Genomic DNA, 17,204 nt, shown 5'->3' with positions numbered 1-17,204 from the left:
CCGGCGCAGATCTGATTTCACCCGTCAACGCGTGGTGGGATCATGCGGTAGAATTCCATTTTGGAATAAGGATCGGAAGATGCACTGGCAGCCTCGGATCGCCCACTTGATGCCCGCCCCGCGTGAGTCTTGCCCCGCGGCGGAGCGTCTCGTCCGCCACGCACGATCGTGTAGCTGTATCTGAGCGCCACGAAGCGACCGGTGTGGGTTGACCGTCGGTCGTGCTTCGCTCCCCTAGAAAATTTCCAGCATTGCGCGCCACGCGCACCGTCAGCCGGCGCCTCACCAATGAGCGCGCCGGGTTGACCCACCGAGTCGTCCAAACATGAACGCACCTCAAGTTTTCGATCCGCACGGGGCCGCCGCTGCGGTGGCCGCCGATCCCGAAGCGCGTCTGCGCGAAATTCCCTATAACTACACGTCGTTCTCCGACCGTGAAATCGTTATCCGCCTGCTAGGTGACGCCGCCTGGGCCGCGCTTGCCGAACTGCGCGCGGAACGCCGCACCGGCCGTTCGGCGCGGATGCTGTACGAAGTGCTCGGCGACATCTGGGTGGTGCGCCGCAATCCGTATCTGCAGGACGACCTGCTCGACAACCCAAAGCGCCGCGCGATGCTGATCGAGGCGCTGCATCACCGTTTGAGTGAGATCGAGAAGCGCCGCCGCGCCGATCTGACCGAACACGGCGATGAAGCGGGCGTGGATCGCGCCGCGCGCGTCGAAACGCTGGTTCAGGCCGCGCGCCGCGCCGTCGACGAATTCGCTAGCGAATTCCAGAAGACCTACGATCTGCGCAAGCGCGCGACCAAGGTGCTGGGCAAGGTCACGGAAAAGGACAACATCAAGTTCGACGGACTGTCCCGCGTCTCGCACGTGACCGACGCGACCGACTGGCGCGTCGAATATCCGTTCGTGGTGCTCACGCCGGATACTGAAGCCGAGATCGCCGGCATGATCAAGGCGTGTTTCGAACTCGGCCTGACCGTGATTCCGCGCGGAGGCGGCACGGGCTATACCGGCGGCGCGGTGCCGCTCACGCCGTTCTCCGCCGTCATCAATACCGAAAAGCTCGAACAGCTGGGCGCGGTCGAAATGACCGAATTGCCAGGCGTCGATCGTAAAGTCGCGACGATTTTCTCCGGCGCGGGCGTGGTCACGCGCCGCGTGACCGAGGCGGCCGAGCAGGCCGGCTTCGTGTTCGCCGTCGATCCGACCTCGCTGGATGCATCCTGCGTGGGCGGCAACGTCGCGATGAATGCGGGCGGCAAAAAGGCGGTGCTGTGGGGCACGGCGCTCGACAACCTCGCCTGGTGGCGCATGGTCGACCCGGAAGGGAATTGGCTCGAAGTCACGCGCCTCGACCACAACATGGGCAAGATTCACGACATCGAAGTCGCGCGTTTCGAGCTCAAATGGTTCGACGGCAATTACGCGCCGGGCGAAAAGCTGCTGCGCACGGAAGCGCTCGACATCAAGGGCCGCGTGTTCCGTAAGGAAGGTCTCGGCAAGGACGTTACGGACAAATTCCTCGCCGGTCTGCCGGGCGTGCAGAAAGAAGGCTGCGACGGGCTGATCACGTCCGCGCGCTGGGTGCTGCACAAGATGCCCGCGCATACGCGCACCGTCTGCCTCGAATTCTTCGGTCAGGCGCGCGATGCGATTCCGAGCATCGTCGAAATCAAGGATTATCTGTTCGAGACGTCGAAGCAGGGCGGCGCGATTCTCGCGGGCCTCGAGCATCTGGACGAGCGCTATCTGCGCGCGGTCGGCTACGCGACCAAGAGCAAGCGCAACGCGTTTCCGAAGATGGTGCTGATCGGCGACATCGTCGGCGACGATGCGGATGCGGTCGCGCAAGCCACCTCGGAAGTCGTGCGCATGGCCAACGGCAAGAGCGGCGAAGGCTTCGTTGCGGTCAATGCCGAGGCGCGCAAGCGTTTCTGGCTCGACCGCAGCCGCACGGCGGCAATCGCCAAGCACACCAACGCGTTCAAGATCAACGAAGACGTGGTGATTCCGCTCGACCGCATGGGCGAGTACACGGACGGCATCGAACGCATCAACATCGAGCTGTCGATCAAGAACAAGCTGCAACTGGTCGACGCGCTCGAAGCGTTCTTCCAGGCCGGCAAGCTGCCGCTCGGCAAGAGCGACGACGCCAACGAAATCCCGAGCGCCGAACTGCTCGAAGACCGCGTGCAGCAGGCTCTCGATCTGCTCAAGCGCGTGCGCACGCGTTGGGAATTCCTGCGCGACAAGCTCGATCTGTCGCTTCGTGAAGCGCAGCACTATCTGGTCGGTCTCGGTTACGAAGCGCTGGCGGAGAAGTTCGCCGACCGTGCGGACGCGCAGCCCGATGCCACCGTGTTCCATGTCACGCAGGACCGTACGATCCGCGTGTCGTGGAAGCAGGAAATTCGCGCCGAGTTGCGGCAGATCTTCAACGGCGGCGAGTTCAAGCCGATCCTCGAGGAAGCTCAGGCGATCCACAAGCAGGTGCTGCGCGGCCGCGTGTTCGTCGCGTTGCACATGCACGCGGGCGACGGCAACGTTCACACGAACCTGCCGGTCAACTCCGACAACTACGAGATGCTGCAGGACGCCCACACGGCAGTCGCGCGCATCATGAAGCTGGCGCGTTCGCTCGACGGCGTGATTTCCGGCGAGCACGGCATCGGCATCACCAAGCTCGAATTCCTGACGGAAGACGAGATCAGCGAGTTCCGCCAGTACAAGCAGCGCGTCGATCCGCATGGCCGTTTCAACGCGGGCAAGCTGCTCGAAGGCGCCGACCTGCGCAACGCCTACACGCCGTCGTTCGGCCTGATGGGCTATGAATCGCTGATCATGCAGCAGTCTGACATCGGCGCGATTTCCGAGTCGATCAAGGACTGTTTGCGTTGCGGCAAGTGCAAGCCGGTGTGCGCGACCCACGTGCCGCGCGCCAACCTGCTGTACAGCCCGCGCAACAAGATTCTCGCCACCTCGCTGCTGGTGGAGGCGTTCCTGTACGAAGAGCAGACCCGCCGCGGCGTGTCGATCAAGCACTGGGACGAGTTCAACGACGTCGCGGATCATTGCACCGTCTGTCATAAATGCGTGACGCCGTGCCCGGTGAAGATCGACTTCGGCGACGTCACCATGAACATGCGCAACCTGCTGCGCAAGATGGGCAAGAAGAAGTTCAATCCGGGCAACGCGGCCGGCATGTTCTTCCTCAACGCGACCAACCCGCAGACCATCAACCTCGCGCGCACCGCGATGATGGGCGTCGGCTACAAGGCGCAGCGCCTCGGCAACGAAGTGCTGAAGAAGTTCGCGAAGAAGCAGACGGCGCACCCGCCGGCAACGGTCGGCAAGCCGCCGGTCACGCAGCAGGTGATCCACTTCATGAACAAGAAGATGCCGGGCAACCTGCCGAAGAAGACCGCGCGCGCGTTGCTCGATATCGAGGACAACAAGATCGTCCCGATCATCCGCAATCCGAAGACGACCACCGCCGACACGGAAGCGGTGTTCTACTTCCCGGGCTGCGGCTCCGAGCGGCTGTTCTCGCAAGTGGGTCTCGCCACTCAGGCCATGCTGTGGGAAGCGGGCGTGCAAACCGTGCTGCCGCCAGGCTATCTGTGCTGCGGCTATCCGCAACGCGGGTCGGGCCAGTTCGACAAGGCCGAGCAGATCGTCACGGACAACCGCGTGCTGTTCCACCGCGTCGCCAATACGCTGAACTACCTCGACATCAAGACGGTGGTGGTGTCGTGCGGCACGTGCTACGACCAGCTAGCCGGCTACGAATTCGAGAAGATCTTCCCGGGCTGCCGGATTATCGACATCCACGAGTTTCTGCTGGAGAAAGGCATGAAGCTCGACGGCGTGAACGGCGTTCGCTACATGTATCACGACCCGTGCCACACGCCGATCAAGACGATGGACCCGGTCAAGCTCGTCAATCAGCTGATGGGCTCGGAGAAAGACGGCTACAAGATCGAGAAGAACGATCGCTGCTGCGGCGAGTCCGGCACGCTCGCGGTCACGCGTCCTGACATTTCGACGCAGGTCCGCTTCCGCAAGGAAGAGGAGATCCGCAAGGGCGCGGCGAAGCTGCGCGGCATTCCTTTGGTGGCCGAAGCCGGCGCGAACGGGATCAATCCGGCCAATGCGTCGGCCGGTTCGGCGGGCGCGCCGGACGGCTCCGTGCTGAAGGCCGGCGACGGTCCGCAGCCGAAGGGCGCCACCGACGTGAAGATTCTCACGAGCTGCCCGTCCTGCCTGCAAGGCCTGTCGCGGTACAACGAAGACGCGGGCATCGAGGCGGATTACATCGTCGTCGAGATGGCACGTCACGTGCTCGGTGAAGACTGGATGGTCGACTACGTGCAACGGGCGAACAATGGCGGAATCGAGCGCGTGCTGGTTTAATGGCACGACTGACGATTTTTGCCTGAGGACGACGATGGATTGCGTTTTTTGCCGTGAAGATGGCGGCGATGTGCTGTGGCACGACGACACCTTGCGTGTCGTCCTCGCCGACGAACACGATTACCCGGGCTTTTGCCGGGTGATCTGGAACGCGCACGTGGCCGAGTTTTCCGACCTCGACGGAAACGACCGTGATCGCGTGATGAAGGCCGTGTATGCGGTCGAGCGCGCGATCCGGCGCATCCTTCAGCCGGCGAAGGTCAACCTGGCGAGCCTCGGCAACCAGGTGCCGCACGTGCACTGGCATGTGATCCCGCGTTTTTCGAACGACGCGCATTTTCCACTGCCCATCTGGGCGCCGCGCCAGCGCACGGTGTCCGAAGCCATGCTGTCGTCGCGTCGCGCGCAAGCTACCTTGCTGCGTGAAGCGGTGCGGCAGGAAATCGAACAGGCTCTTGGTTGAGCGCCCCTGAACCTGTTGCGTCGCGCGAGGCTCCTGAAGGGCAAGAAAAGTCGCGGCGGCGTTCTCTATGAGGTCAACATGAGCGGATTGACTCCCGATACTCCGGTGCCGACCGGCGTCGTCGTCCATTCCAAATCGCGCGTACTCGAATTGCAGTACGCAAACGGCGAATCGTATCGCCTGCCGTTCGAACTGTTGCGCGTGTATTCGCCGTCGGCGGAAGTGATGGGCCACGGGCCCGGCCAGGAAACGCTGCAGACCGGCAAGCGCGAAGTGACCATTACGATGATCGAAGGCGTCGGCAACTACGCGCTGCAGCCGACATTCTCCGACGGCCACGCCACCGGCATCTATTCCTGGGACCTGTTGTACGACATGGCGGTGCGCCAGGATGAACTCTGGGGCGCGTATCTCGCCAAACTGCAGGCGGCGGGCGTCGATCGCGATACGCCCATGGTCCAGGCCGGCGCTGCGCACGGGCACTGTCACTGATACGATTCGCACCATCGCCGCACTGATGCGGCGCAACATTTCAGAATACGCGAAAGGACAAGCGCGATGAGCAAAACCCACTTCGGCTTTCAATCGGTCGACGAACAGGACAAGGCGCAGAAGGTGGCGGGCGTGTTCCACTCGGTTGCCGCCAACTACGACTTGATGAACGACCTGATGTCGGGCGGGTTGCACCGGGCGTGGAAGATGTTCACGATCGCCCAGGCCAACGTGCGGCCGGGCTACAAGGTTCTCGATATCGCGGGCGGCACGGGCGACCTGTCGAAGGCGTTCGCGAAGCAGGCCGGCGAAACCGGCGAAGTCTGGCATACCGACATCAATGAATCGATGCTGCGGGTGGGCCGCGACCGCCTGCTGGACAAGGGCGTGATCACCCCTGCGCTGCTGTGCGACGCCGAGAAAATTCCCTTTCCGGACAACTACTTCGACGTCGTGACGGTGGCTTTCGGTCTGCGCAACATGACGCATAAGGACGTCGCGCTGGCGGAAATGCGGCGCGTGCTGAAGCCGGCCGGGCGTTTGCTGGTGCTGGAATTTTCGAAGGTGTGGGATCCGCTCAAAAAGGTCTACGACGTCTATTCTTTTAAGGTGTTGCCGTGGTTGGGCCAACGCTTTGCGAAAGATGCGGAGAGCTATCAATACCTCGCGGAATCGATCCGGATGCATCCGGACCAGGAAACTTTGAAAACAATGATGGAACAAGCGGGCCTGGACGGCGTCAAATATTACAATTTGTCAGCTGGCGTGGTAGCTTTACATGTGGGGACCAAATACTAGGGTTCCTAACCCATCGATTTTTAAAGGAAAGTACGAAAATGTCCGATTCAGGTGCGTTATCTCCCCGTAAGGTTAAGCGGTCGCTGGTGAGAAGAATCGGACTGATCGCGATGGTCGGCCTGATCATGGCCGGCTCCCTCGCTTCGCTCGATGCGGAAGCTCGCCGCATGGGCGGTGGCCGCAGTATCGGCCGTCAGTCGAATAGCGTGACGCAGCAATCCGCTCCGTCGCAACCTTCCCAAAGCAATCAGGCCATGCAGCAGCGCGCGCAGCCCGCACCGGCGCCCGCGCCGACGCCGGCCGCGCAGCCTAACCGTTCGCGCTGGCTGGGACCGATCGCCGGTCTGGCGGCCGGTCTGGGCATCGCCGCTTTGCTGTCGCACTTCGGTCTGGGCGGCGCGTTTGCCGGCGCCATGGCCAACATCATCGTGATTGCGATCATCGCGATGATCGGTATCTGGCTGATTCGCCGCTTCATGGGCCGCAAGCGCGACGCGGCGCAACCGGCTTACGCGGGCAGCTCGCCGTCGTTCAATTCGAGCGGCACGGGCTACTCACCGCAGGAACCGCGTTATAACGCCCCGCCTACCGGCTCGTATCTCGAACCGCAAGGCAATCCGCTGAACACGCCGACCATCAACGCCGCGCCGGTCGTGCCGGCCGGCTTCGATTCGGAAGCGTTTCTGCGTAACGCGAAGGTCTATTTCGTGCGCCTGCAAGCCGCTTGGGACGTCGGCAACACGGAAGACATCCGCGAATTCACCACGCCGGAAATGTTCGCCGAGGTGAAGGTCGATCTGTCTTCGCGCGGTGCCGAGACGAATCAGACCGACGTGGTGCAACTGAACGCCGAGCTGTTGGGCGTGGAAGAGCGCGCCAACGAATACTTCGCTAGCGTGCGCTTCTCGGGCCTGATCCGCGAAGCGCCGGGCGCGGCGGCAGAGCCGTTCGTCGAAGTCTGGAACCTGTCCAAGGCGAACCGCCCCGGCGAAGGCTGGCTGCTGGCCGGCATCCAGCAGGTGGCGCAGCACTGAGACAACCGCGCACCGGGGCCGCGGCAGGACCACACCTCCTGACCGGGCTCCTCGCGTTGGCCGTTCGGCATAGCGAGCCGCGAAGCGAACGGACGTTACAATAGGAACCCGCGCGGGCACCTCGCTCGCGCGGGTTTTTTCTTGCCACTTTCAATGACCCTCGCCGCCAAGCCATTCGCTGCTGCTGTCAATCATCTGCTCGCCCGCGAATCGTGGGCTCGTGAGCGCCTCGCCCCCTACGCGGGCAAGACCGCGAAGCTGTCCTGTCCGCCGGTCGTGCTGATGCTGCTGGTGCAACCGGACGGCTATCTGAGCGCCGTCGCCGCTACCGAGGCGCAACAGTTCGACGTGACCATCTCGGTGCCTTCCGACGCGCTGCCCGCCTTCGTGCAAGGCGGCCAGGCGGCGGTGATGAAGCACGTCAAGATCGAAGGCGACGCCGAATTCGCCACCGTGATCGCCAAGCTCGCCGAACATCTGCGCTGGGAGCCGGAAGAGGATCTGGCGAAATTCATCGGCGACGGCCCGGCGTGGCGGGTGGCGTCAGTTGTGCGCACGGTCGGCGAACATGTGCAGCGCACCGGGCGCAACCTGCTCGACACCGCCGCCGAATATCTGCTCGACGAGAATCCGCAACTGGTGCGCCGCGCCGCGCTCGAGGACTTCAACGTCGAACTGGCCCGCGCACGCGACGCACTCGCGCGCGTGGAAAAACGCATCGAGCGTCTTGAACAGAAGGTCGAAGCCCGCGGCGCTCTTGCGCCGAGCGGCGCCGCCACGTCGCGCGGCACGCGCTAGTCACCGGGCACAACTATGCGTTTTCTGCGTTTCCTCAAGATTTTTTTCACGGTCATCCGCTTCGGTCTCGATGAGATGATGCTCAGCCGCGTCAATGACCGGCGCGTGCGTCTGTTGCTGCGTATCACGACCATCGGCCGCAAGTTCGACGCCCCGCCGGGCGTGCGTCTGCGGCTTGCGCTGGAAAGCCTCGGGCCGATCTTCGTCAAGTTCGGGCAGGTGCTGTCCACCCGGCGCGATCTATTGCCGGTGGATATCGCCAACGAACTGGCCAAGCTGCAGGATCAGGTGCCGCCGTTCGATTCGGCGGTGGCGATCGGACTGGTCGAAAAGTCGCTCGGCGCACCCGTCGACGTGCTGTTCGACGACTTCGAGCGAGTGCCGGTGGCGAGCGCCTCGATCGCGCAGGTGCACTTCGCCACAGTGAAGGCCGGCCAGCACGCGGGCAAGGCTGTCGCCGTGAAGGTGCTGCGCCCGAACATGCTGCCGGTGATCGATTCCGACCTCGCGTTGCTGCGCGACATCGCCGTATGGGCCGAGCGCCTGTGGGCCGACGGCAAGCGTCTGAAGCCGCGCGAAGTTGTCGCCGAATTCGACAAATATCTGCACGACGAGCTTGACCTGATGCGCGAGGCGGCCAACGGCAGCCAGTTGCGGCGCAACTTCGCCGGGCTCGATCTGCTGCTGGTGCCGGAGATGTACTGGGAGTTCTGCACGCCCACGGTGCTGGTCATGGAGCGCATGGTCGGCGTGCCGATCAGCCAGGTGGAAACGCTGCGCGCCGCCGGCGTGGATATTCCGAAGCTGGCGCGCGAAGGCGTCGAGATTTTCTTTACCCAGGTGTTCCGCGACGGCTTTTTCCATGCCGACATGCACCCGGGCAACATTCAGGTGAGTCTCGATCCGAAGCACTTCGGCCGCTATATCGCGCTCGACTTCGGCATCATCGGCGCGCTGTCGGACTTCGATAAGAACTACCTCGCGCAGAACTTTCTCGCGTTCTTCAAGCGTGACTACCATCGCGTCGCCACGCTGCATCTGGAGTCGGGCTGGGTGCCGCCCACTACCCGCGTCGAGGAACTCGAGAGCGCGATCCGCGCGGTCTGCGAACCGTACTTCGACCGCGCGTTGAAGGATATCTCGCTGGGCCAGGTCCTGATGCGGCTGTTCTCGACCTCGCGCCGCTTCAATGTCGAAATCCAGCCGCAACTCGTGCTGCTGCAAAAAACCATGCTGAACGTGGAAGGTCTCGGCCGTTCGCTCGATCCTGAACTGGATCTGTGGAAGACCGCCAAGCCCTACCTCGAACGCTGGATGAACGAACAGATCGGGCTGCGCGGCTGGTACGAGCGCCTGAAGATCGAGGCGCCGCAGTGGAGCAAGACGCTGCCGCAGCTGCCGCGCCTGATTCATCACGTGCTGGCCGAGCGCCACGACCACGCGCGCGGTGCAAACGACGAAATGATTCGCCAGATTCTTCTCGAGCAGAAACGCACCAACCGTTTGTTGCAAGGTTTGCTGCTGTTTGGCGTGGCGGTCGGCGTCGGCGCGGCGCTGGCGCGGGTATTTCTTGCGTTCGCCTACGGCGGTTGATTGCATTCTCAACGAGGTACTTGATGAGCGACCCGACCCAGCCTTCCGCGCCCGACTTCGAAACGCGCGATCCCAACTCGCCCGCTTTCTGGGACGAGCGATTCGAGCGCCGTTTCATGCCGTGGGATCAGGCGGGCGTGCCGTCCGCGTTTCAGGCGTTCGCCGCTCGCCATAGCGGCGCCGCCGTGCTGATTCCGGGTTGCGGCAGTGCATACGAAGCGCTTTGGCTGGCCGGGCAGGGCAACCCGGTGCGGGCCATCGACTTTTCGCCGGCCGCCGTCGCAGCGGCGCACGAGCAGCTGGGCGCGCAGCACGCGCAACTGGTGGAGCAGGCGGACTTCTTCGCGTATGAGCCGCCGTTTACGCCCGCGTGGATTTACGAGCGCGCGTTTCTCTGCGCGCTGCCACTGGCGCGCCGCATTGACTACGCACGCCGAATGGCGGAGCTGCTGCCTCACGGCGCGTTGCTCGCGGGATTCTTTTTCCTCGGCGCGACGCCCAAAGGGCCGCCGTTCGGCATCGAGCGCGCGGAACTCGACGCGCTGCTCGCACCATACTTCGACCTGATCGAAGACGAAGCCGTGCACGATTCGATTGCCGTCTTCGCGGGACGTGAGCGCTGGCTAACCTGGCGCCGCCGCGCTTGAGGGCGTAGCTGCGACGCTCCCCGGCGGCGCGGGCCGCACTTGATTCGACCGCGGCTGCCCCCACTTGACTGGGCGGCGCCTACGTCGGGCGCTCGACCCCAAAATCCGGGGGAGGGGCATCGTTTGCGGCTATAATTCAAGGCTTTGCAAGCGTTTACAAGATTTCAGTAGGGAAAAGGATCATGCCGATCTACGCTTATCGTTGCGAATCATGCGGCTTCGGGAAGGATGTGCTTCAGAAGATGAGCGACCCCCAGTTGACGCAATGTCCCGAGTGCGGGAAAGACACTTTTCGCAAGCAGGTCACTGCTGCCGGCTTTCAGTTGAAGGGCTCCGGCTGGTACGTGACTGATTTTCGCGGCGGCAATGGCGGCACGAGCGCGCCTGCCAAGCCCGACGCCAATGGCGCCTCGAATGGCGCCACCGGCGAAAATGCGGTCGCCAATAATGGCGCCGCAGCGCAAACCGACACGGCTTCGGCCGGTTCATCGAGCGCGGCCGCAACGCCGTCCGCGCCTGCTGCCGCACCGGCCGCTTCGGCGAGTTCGAGCGGTTCCGGCAGCGCCTAGTGGGACTGCCGCCCTGCGGGGCGGTGCACACGCCGCGCGTTGGGTTTCGGCCCGCGCGGCTTTCTGGCGGTACACATGACGACGAAAAAAACGACGCTCAAATCGGTGTTCCTGACTGGCCTGCTGGTGCTGGTGCCTCTGGCCATCACACTGTGGGTGCTCGGTCTGATCATCGGCACGATGGACCAGACCCTGCTGCTGCTGCCGCGCGCGTGGCAGCCGGAGCGCCTGTTCGGCTTCCGCCTGCCCGGCCTCGGGGCGGTGCTCACGCTGGCATTCATCTTTGTCGTTGGGCTGTTGACGCAGAACTTCATTGGGCAGAAGCTCGTGAAGTGGTGGGAAGTCGTGGTCGCCCACATTCCGGTGGTCGGCCCGATCTACACCAGCGTCAAGCAGGTGTCCGACACCCTGTTGTCGAGCAGCGGCAACGCGTTTCGCAAGGCGCTGCTGATCGAGTACCCGCGCCGCGGCTCCTATACGATCGCGTTTCTGACCGGTATCCCGGGCGGCGACGTGCTCAACCACCTGAAAGAAGATCACGTCAGCGTGTATGTGCCGACTACGCCGAACCCCACGTCCGGCTTCTTCCTGATGGTGCCCAAGAGTGAAGTGATCGAGCTCGACATGACGGTCGACGCTGCGCTCAAGTACATCGTCTCGATGGGCGTCGTGGCGCCGTCCGCGCCTCCGGCGCCGGTGCGCCGCACGACAGTCGAGCCTCCGCTGTAACGCGGCACGTAGCGTTTTAATGCCACGCGCCGTTCAACCAATGCAAAACGAAAGACAAACATCATGTCGATGAGATCTGAATACTGCGGTCTGGTGACCGAAGAACTGCTGGGCCAATCCGTCTCGCTGTGCGGCTGGGTGAGCCGCCGCCGCGACCATGGCGGCGTCATCTTCATCGACCTGCGCGATCGCGAAGGCCTCGTTCAGGTCGTGTGCGACCCCGACCGCGCAGAGATGTTCAAGGCGGCCGAAGGCGTGCGCAACGAGTTCTGCCTGCAGATCAAGGGCGTGGTTCGCGCTCGTCCGGAAGGCACTACGAACGCTGCGCTGAAGAGCGGCAAGATCGAAGTGCTGTGCCACGAGCTGATCGTGCTGAACCCGTCGATCACGCCGCCGTTCCAGCTCGACGACGACAACCTGTCGGAAACCACGCGTCTTACGCACCGCGTGCTGGACCTGCGCCGTCCGCAGATGCAGCACAACCTGCGTCTGCGTTACCGCGTCGCGATCGAGGCGCGCAAGTATCTCGACTCGCTGGGCTTCATCGACATCGAAACGCCGATGCTCACCAAGAGCACGCCGGAAGGAGCGCGCGACTACCTCGTGCCGTCGCGTACGAACCCGGGCCAGTTCTTCGCGCTGCCGCAATCGCCGCAGCTGTTCAAGCAGCTGCTGATGGTGGCGAACTTCGATCGTTACTACCAGATCGTCAAGTGCTTCCGCGACGAAGACCTGCGCGCCGACCGTCAGCCGGAATTCACGCAGATCGACTGCGAAACCTCGTTCCTGTCGGAACAGGAAATTCGCGATCTGTTCGAAGACATGATCCGTCATGTGTTCAAGGAAACGATCGGCGTCGCGCTGGACGAAAAATTCCCGGTCATGCTGTATTCGGAAGCCATGCGCCGCTTCGGTTCGGACAAGCCGGACCTGCGCGTGAAGCTCGAATTCACGGACCTCACGGATGCGGTCCGCGACGTCGACTTCAAGGTGTTCAGCGTGCCGGCCAACACGAAAGACGGCCGCGTCGCGGCCATTCGCGTGCCGAAGGGCGGCGAACTCTCGCGTGGCGATATCGACAGCTACACGGAATTCGTGCGCATCTACGGCGCGAAGGGTCTGGCGTGGATCAAGGTCAACGAAGTCGCGAAGGGCCGTGACGGTCTGCAAAGCCCGATCGTCAAGAACCTGCACGACGAAGCGGTCAAGGCGATCATCGAGCGCACCGGCGCGCAAGACGGCGACATCATTTTCTTCGCGGCGGATCGCGCGAAAGTGGTGAACGACAGCCTCGGCGCACTGCGTCTGAAGATCGGTCATTCGGAATTCGGCAAGGCGAACGGCCTGGTCGAGACCGGCTGGAAGCCGCTGTGGGTGGTTGACTTCCCGATGTTCGAATACGACGAGGAAGACAACCGTTACGTGGCCGCGCATCACCCTTTCACGAGCCCGAAAGACGAGCACCTCGAGTATCTGGAAACGGATCCGGCGCGCTGCCTCGCCAAGGCCTACGACATGGTGCTGAACGGCTGGGAAATCGGCGGCGGTTCGGTGCGTATTCACCGTGAAGAAGTGCAGAGCAAGGTGTTCCGTGCGCTGAAGATCAACGCGGAAGAAGCGCAAGCCAAGTTCGGCTTCCTGCTCGACGCGCTGCAATACGGCGCGCCGCCGCACGGTGGTATCGCATTCGGTCTGGACCGCATCGTCACGATGATGGCCGGCGCCGATTCGATCCGCGACGTGATCGCGTTCCCGAAGACGCAACGCGCGCAGTGTCTGCTCACGCAGGCGCCGAGCGAAGTGGACGAGCGCCAGCTGCGCGAGTTGCACATCCGTCTGCGTCAGCCGGAACCGAAGGCGTAATGGACTGAAGGCAGTCAGTGCTGTCTGAAAACGACAGCAGAAGCAACCGGAAAAGGCGCTCATGCGCCTTTTCCGTTTTTTGCGTTACAGTCGATGCAACTGTGTTCGACCGCTCGTCGAACCACTCTCCGACCTGTACCGCGCAAGCGTTGCTCCCAGTTTTTACGCCATGCCGAAACCGCCGAAGATTCCGCAATCCGTACTCGTCATCATTCATACACCCGCGCTCGACGTATTGTTGATCGAGCGCGCCGATCACGCCGGTTTCTGGCAGTCGGTCACGGGCTCCAAAGATCAACTCGATGAACCGCTCGTCGAGACGGCGGCGCGCGAAGTCGCCGAAGAGACCGGCATTGTGGTGGGCAGCGAGCGCGTGCCGCAGAGCGCGTTGTTCGACTGGCAGTATTCGATCGAATACGAGATTTACCCGGAGTTTCGGCATCGCTACGCCGAAGGCGTGATCCACAACACCGAACACTGGTTCAGCCTGCAGGTGCCCGAGCAACTCGAAGTCACGCTGGCGCCACGCGAGCACACCGCATTTCTGTGGCTGCCCTATGACGAGGCGGCATCGCGCTGTTTTTCCTCGTCGAATGCGGATGCGATCCTGCAGTTGCCTAAGCGGCTCGGTGCGCGTGCTGTCGCTGGGCATCCCACGGAGCGTGGCCGATGAGCGTCGGCGGCGCGCGCCGTTTCGCCCGACTGCGGCAAGCGCTGCTCGGCCGCCGCTATTGGCAACGCTACCGGTTCACCAGCGGTAACGACGTCAAGCTGCTGCGCTCCGGCGAAGAGTTCTTCAGCGCACTGATCGCGCGTGTCGATGCCGCGCAGAGCGACGTGGTGCTCGAAACGTATATCTTCTGCTACGACAACGCCGGGCAGGCGGTCAGCGCGGCGCTAAAGCGTGCCGCCGAGCGCGGCGTCAAAGTGCGCGTGATCACCGACGGCATCGGCACCGCGCGCTTGCCGATGTTCAACGAGTGGCCCGACGCCGGCATCGACCATCGCATTTACAACCCGCATCTTTTCGGCCGCTTCGGCTTCTCGCGCACGCATCGCAAACTCGCGGTGATCGACGATCAGTTCGCCTACTGCGGCGGGATCAACATCGTCGACGACTACGAGAACAACGGCGAGAAGCTGCCGTATCGGCGCTGGGACTTCGCTGTCGAATTGCACGGGCCGGTGGTCGGCGATATCCGCCAGGCGTTCGAGGTGCAGTGGCGCCGGATTCGCCTCGGGCATCGGCCGCTCGAGTCCATGGCGCCGGATCTCGGGCCGAACACCACGGCTTCGCTCGGCAGTCTGCGCCGTCGCCGCCGCCGTCGTAACGAGGAGTTGTGGGCGGGCGGTCAGCCTTGCGTGGCGTTCGTCGCGCGCGACAACCTGATCAATCGGCGCGCCATCGAGAAGGCCTATCTGGCGGCGATCGGGCAGGCGCGCAATGAAGTGCTGCTCGCCAATCCGTACTTCATGCCGGGGCGCAAGCTTCGGCGCGCGCTGGTGTACGCGGCGCGCCGCGGCGTGGAGGTGAAGCTCATTATCGGGCGCAAGGAATTCAAGGCGCTCGATTATGCGGTGCCGTTTCTGTATCGCTCGTTGCTCAAGGCCGGCGTGCAGATCGCGGAGTATGAGAAAACGCTGCTGCACGGCAAGGTCGCGGTGGTGGATTCGAACTGGGGGACGGTCGGCTCGTCGAACCTCGATGCGCTGAGCCTGATGCTCAACAACGAAGCCAATGTCGTGCTGGTGAACGACCCGTCGATCGACGCGCTGCGCGAGGCGATCCTCGTCGCCTTCAAGGACTCGCGCCGCATCGACGAGGCGCGCTACGACGCCCGCCCGGCCAGTGAGCGCGTGCTCAACTGGCTCGCCTACACGACCTACCGCGCGGTGATGAAGCTGCTCACGGTCGGCGGATATGACTGACTGCGTGGCAACGCGCTGAGCCACGCTCGGCAGGCTCAAGTGCAATGCTTGAGCCTTCTTGCCATGCATCGACGCACGGCATGCCACGTTTCGGAACGGTCCTAGAGACGGGCCGCCTCTCTGGCAAACATAATCTGCGCTCCTTATCGATCGGGCGACCCGGCGAATTGCACGCGCCACTCAACTCCCCCGCTCGTCAAGCCTCGCTGCCGTTTCGACTGCGCGCTCACGGCAACCGGATCGGCGGCGTAATGCTTACGCATCCGGATACGCATTCGCCAAACATGTCCACTTTCCCTTCATCGCAGGCAGTCGACCTTTCGAGTCTCCATGACGAGGCCGTGCACGCCTATCAAACAGGCCGCCACGATGTGGTGCAGACACTCGTCGAGCGGATCCTCGCCGAGGACGCGGAGCATGTCGGCGCCATTCACTTGCGAGGCCTGCTCGCGCTGGCGTCCGGCGAGGCGCACGACGCGCTGCGCTGGCTCGAACGCGCGATCCGGATTCGGCCGGAGCCGATCCTGTTCAACACGCTCTACGCGATTCGGCTGAACCTGGGAGATTTCGCCGGTGCGGTGCAGACTATTCGGCAGGGACTCGCGATCCAGCCTGACTTTGCCGCGTTCCACTACAACTTGGCGTTGACGCTGCAACATCTCGGTCATATCGAGGACGCCGCGGTGGGCTATCGGCGCACGCTCGAACTCGAGCCGGACAACTCGGCGGCGCATAACAATTTGGGTCGCGTTTGCGCGGACCTCGGCGCAATGGACGAAGCCGAGCGTCACTACCGGCGCGCGATCGAACTGGCGCCCGCCAACCTCGTCGCGCGTAATAACCTTGCTATGGCTTTGCTTGCGACCGGCCGCTACGACGAAGCGTGGCCGTATTTCGAGGATCGCTGGGTCAGTTTCAAGCTGCCCGATGGCCGCCCCGCGCCCGCGCCGGTGGAGGTGCCGCTGCCGCGCTGGTCGGGCGAGAGCGTCTCTCACATCCAGGGCGCGCAAGCGGCGGGCGCATCGGCGCAATGCCTTCTCGTGCTTCACGAGCAAGGCTTGGGCGACAGCTTGCAGTTCGTGCGCTACCTGCCGCTGGCGCTTGCGCACTTTGCCCGGGTCGGCTATGTGTGCCCGCCGGCCTTACGGCGCCTCTATGAACGGTCATTGTGTTCACGCTGGCCGGGCCTCGTGTTGCTCGACGCTGTGCCCGTCGATCTGGCGCAGTGGGACCGCCATATTCCGATGATGTCGCTGCCAATGGCGTTCGCCACGCAAGTGGCGACAATCCCGGCCGCGCTGCCCTACCTCCATGCCGACGCCCGGCTCGCCGCCGCCTGGCGCGCGCGGCTCGAAGCGCTGCCGGCCCCGCAGCTGCCGCGCGTTGGCGTCGTGTGGGCGGGCGGTCATTCCGGCATTGCCGTGGACCGTTTGCGCAGCCTCGCTGCCGCGCAAATCGCACCCTTGCTGGCGATGCCTCACGTGCGCTGGATCAGTCTGCAAAAGACCGACGATCCCGCCAAGCTTCCCAACGCCGCCGCACGGGCGCACTTGATCGACTGGACCGATGAAATCGACGACTTCGCGGACACCGCGGCGCTGATCGACAACCTCGATCTGGTGATTTCGGTCGATACCTCGGTCGCCCATCTCGCCGCGGCAATGGGCAAGCCGGTCTGGCTGCTCAACCGTTTCGCGGGTTGCTGGCGCTGGCTGTATGGCCGGGACGACAGCCCGTGGTATCCCGGATTGCGTCTTTTCACGCAGACGAGGCGCGCCGATTGGCATGACGTGCTGGCGCGGGTTGCCGTCGCTCTTATCCAGACTTTCCCACGGCAAGACAACGCGTCCTGATGCGGTGCATTCCCTT

The 17,204-nt window shown here is 63.5% G+C and carries 14 protein-coding genes; all 14 read left to right on the top strand.

Going from position 1 to position 17,204, the window contains the following annotated elements; translation table 11 throughout:
* Positions 1–325: 325 nt before the first annotated feature.
* The 14 genes from BLW71_RS13475 (at position 326) to BLW71_RS13410 (ending at position 17,188) form a co-directional block, all read left to right on the top strand.
* The gene (locus tag BLW71_RS13475; protein WP_091796752.1) at positions 326–4,420 is read left to right on the top strand and encodes a DUF3683 domain-containing protein; all 4,095 of its coding nucleotides are present in this window, start codon (positions 326–328) and stop codon (positions 4,418–4,420) included.
* A gap of 34 nt (positions 4,421–4,454) precedes the next feature.
* Complete coding sequence (locus tag BLW71_RS13470; protein WP_091796751.1) at positions 4,455–4,883, top strand: HIT family protein; 429 nt, start codon at positions 4,455–4,457, stop codon at positions 4,881–4,883.
* Positions 4,884–4,961: 78 nt separating this feature from the next.
* Positions 4,962–5,375 carry a gamma-butyrobetaine hydroxylase family protein gene (locus BLW71_RS13465; protein WP_091800814.1) on the top strand — a complete coding sequence of 138 codons (414 nt, stop codon included), beginning with the start codon at positions 4,962–4,964 and terminating at the stop codon, positions 5,373–5,375.
* A gap of 66 nt (positions 5,376–5,441) precedes the next feature.
* Complete coding sequence (gene ubiE, locus BLW71_RS13460) at positions 5,442–6,173, top strand: bifunctional demethylmenaquinone methyltransferase/2-methoxy-6-polyprenyl-1,4-benzoquinol methylase UbiE (protein ID WP_091796750.1); 732 nt, start codon at positions 5,442–5,444, stop codon at positions 6,171–6,173.
* Positions 6,174–6,211: 38 nt separating this feature from the next.
* On the top strand, positions 6,212–7,207 hold the full coding sequence (locus BLW71_RS13455) for a Tim44 domain-containing protein (protein ID WP_091796749.1): 996 nt from the start codon (positions 6,212–6,214) through the stop codon (positions 7,205–7,207).
* A 153-nt stretch (positions 7,208–7,360) separates the two neighbouring features.
* Positions 7,361–8,005, top strand: coding sequence for a ubiquinone biosynthesis accessory factor UbiJ (locus BLW71_RS13450; protein ID WP_091796748.1), 645 nt, complete (start codon positions 7,361–7,363; stop codon positions 8,003–8,005).
* Between the two features lie 15 nt (positions 8,006–8,020).
* Positions 8,021–9,598: a ubiquinone biosynthesis regulatory protein kinase UbiB gene (gene ubiB / locus BLW71_RS13445; RefSeq protein ID WP_091796747.1), complete on the top strand. Its 1,578-nt coding sequence runs from the start codon at positions 8,021–8,023 to the stop codon at positions 9,596–9,598.
* Between the two features lie 23 nt (positions 9,599–9,621).
* Positions 9,622–10,245, top strand: coding sequence for a class I SAM-dependent methyltransferase (locus tag BLW71_RS13440; protein WP_091796746.1), 624 nt, complete (start codon positions 9,622–9,624; stop codon positions 10,243–10,245).
* A 182-nt stretch (positions 10,246–10,427) separates the two neighbouring features.
* The gene (locus tag BLW71_RS13435; protein ID WP_091796745.1) at positions 10,428–10,814 is read left to right on the top strand and encodes an FmdB family zinc ribbon protein; all 387 of its coding nucleotides are present in this window, start codon (positions 10,428–10,430) and stop codon (positions 10,812–10,814) included.
* A gap of 75 nt (positions 10,815–10,889) precedes the next feature.
* Positions 10,890–11,543, top strand: coding sequence for a DUF502 domain-containing protein (locus BLW71_RS13430; protein WP_091796744.1), 654 nt, complete (start codon positions 10,890–10,892; stop codon positions 11,541–11,543).
* A 63-nt stretch (positions 11,544–11,606) separates the two neighbouring features.
* Positions 11,607–13,406, top strand: coding sequence for an aspartate--tRNA ligase (gene aspS, locus BLW71_RS13425; protein WP_091796743.1), 1,800 nt, complete (start codon positions 11,607–11,609; stop codon positions 13,404–13,406).
* Between the two features lie 169 nt (positions 13,407–13,575).
* Positions 13,576–14,079 carry a dihydroneopterin triphosphate diphosphatase gene (gene nudB, locus BLW71_RS13420; RefSeq protein WP_091796742.1) on the top strand — a complete coding sequence of 168 codons (504 nt, stop codon included), beginning with the start codon at positions 13,576–13,578 and terminating at the stop codon, positions 14,077–14,079.
* The gene (gene clsB, locus BLW71_RS13415) at positions 14,076–15,335 is read left to right on the top strand and encodes a cardiolipin synthase ClsB (protein ID WP_091796741.1); all 1,260 of its coding nucleotides are present in this window, start codon (positions 14,076–14,078) and stop codon (positions 15,333–15,335) included. Before nudB ends, clsB begins: the two co-directional genes overlap by 4 nt.
* A 284-nt stretch (positions 15,336–15,619) precedes the next feature.
* Positions 15,620–17,188, top strand: coding sequence for a tetratricopeptide repeat-containing glycosyltransferase family protein (locus BLW71_RS13410; RefSeq protein WP_502686818.1), 1,569 nt, complete (start codon positions 15,620–15,622; stop codon positions 17,186–17,188).
* The last annotated feature ends 16 nt before the right edge of the window (positions 17,189–17,204 follow it).

Origin of the sequence: Burkholderia sp. WP9, assembly GCF_900104795.1 — a bacterium.
GTDB lineage: Bacteria > Pseudomonadota > Gammaproteobacteria > Burkholderiales > Burkholderiaceae > Paraburkholderia.
The sequence above is the reverse complement of the archived record's forward strand: the minus strand, read 5'-3'. Positions and strand labels throughout refer to the sequence as shown.